Origin of the sequence: Streptomyces sp. NRRL S-31, from assembly GCF_000718775.1 — a bacterium.
In the GTDB taxonomy this organism is placed as follows: domain Bacteria; phylum Actinomycetota; class Actinomycetes; order Streptomycetales; family Streptomycetaceae; genus Streptomyces.
Genome location: NZ_JOCB01000231.1, coordinates 1 through 1492, shown reverse-complemented (window position 1 = coordinate 1492; position 1492 = coordinate 1). Strand labels below are relative to the sequence as shown.

General features: G+C 73.9%; 2 protein-coding genes. Both read left to right on the top strand.

Going from position 1 to position 1492, the window contains the following annotated elements; all coding sequences use genetic code 11:
- On the top strand, positions 1–484 hold a 484-nt coding region (locus IF37_RS0138350), incomplete at its 5' end, for an acyl carrier protein (protein WP_253915970.1).
- A 126-nt stretch (positions 485–610) separates the two neighbouring features.
- A partial coding sequence (locus IF37_RS0138345; protein ID WP_030754383.1) for a beta-ketoacyl synthase N-terminal-like domain-containing protein occupies positions 611–1492 on the top strand: 882 nt, incomplete at its 3' end.

The following is a 1492-nucleotide window of genomic DNA, read 5'->3' as shown; positions in this document are numbered from 1 at the left end:
CTCCTGCACCACCTCGTCAAACCCACCCGCAAGCAGGCCGGTGCGGCAGCGACGGGCACGGAGTCGTTCGCGGACCGGCTGGGGGGGCTCGGCGCCGGGGAACGGGCCGCCGCCCTGCTCGATCGTCGAGCTGCGCAACCGGCTCACCACGGCCACCGGGGTCAAGCTCCCGGCCACCCTCGTCTTCGACCACCCCACACCGCAGGCGCTCGCCGGGCGGCTGGCGGAGGAGCTGGCTGTCGAACCGGAGGGGCCGGAGCCGACGGCGGCCGAGGTCCTCGCGGAGCTGGACCGGCTGGAGCGGGCGCTGGCGGTGGCCGCGCTCGATCCGGCGCAGCAGGGCGAGCTGGGCAGGCGGCTGCACTCGCTCACGGCTCGCTGGGGCCAGGCCGTTCCGGCGGAGGACGACGCGTCGGGCCTGGACCTCGACGCGGCGAGCGACGACGAGCTCTTCGACCTCATCGACAGCGAACTCGGCCTCTAGCGGCCCCGGTCGCGTGGTGCCGGCCCTGGGGGGCCGGTGCCGCGCCGCCCCGCCCCGCCCCGGCGTCCCGAGCAGGGACGCCGGGGCCCCGGATGCGCTCAACCGATATGAAGGATCAGAGTTTTCATGAGCAATGACGAGAAGCTCCGTGACTATCTCAAGCGCGTGGTCGGCGAGTTGAAGCAGACTCAGGGCCGGCTGCGCGCGGTGGAGTCGGCCAGGTCGGAGCCGATCGCGATCGTCGGGATGGCCTGTCGGCTCCCCGGCGGGGTGGCCACTCCGGAGGACCTGTGGCGTCTGGTCGCCGAGGGCACCGACGCCATCACGGAGTTCCCCACGAACCGTGGCTGGAACACCGACGAGCTGTACGACCCCGACCCGGAGCGGTCCGGCAAGTCCTACGTCCGCGAGGGCGGCTTCCTGCACGACGCGGGCGAGTTCGACGCCGGGTTCTTCGGTATCTCCCCGCGCGAGGCGCTGTCGATGAACCCGCAGCAGCGCATCCTGCCCGCCTGGGAGGCGTTCGAGCGGGCCGGGATCGCGCCGGGCACGCTCGGCGGCAGCAGCGTCGGCGTGTACGCGGGCGTGATGTACCACGACTACGCGGTGGGGCTGACCGAGGTGCCGCGCGAGGTCGAGGGCATGCTCAGCATCGGCAACTCGGGCAGCGCCACCTCCGGCCGGGTCTCCTACACGCTGGGTCTGGAGGGGCCCGCCGTCACGGTGGAGACGGCGTGCTCGTCGTCCCTGGTGGCGGTCCACCTGGCCGCGCAGGCGCTGCGCGGCGGCGAGTGCTCGATGGCGCTCGCGGGCGGTGTCGCGGTGATGGCGACGCCGGAGACCTTCGTGGAGTTCTCCCGCCAGCAGGGTCTGTCCCGGGACGGCCGGTGCCGGGCGTTCGCCGCGTCGGCGGACGGCACCGGCTGGTCGGAGGGCGCGGGCCTGCTCCTGCTGGAACGCCTCTCCGACGCCCGCCGCAACAACCACCCCGTCCTCGCCGTCGTCCGC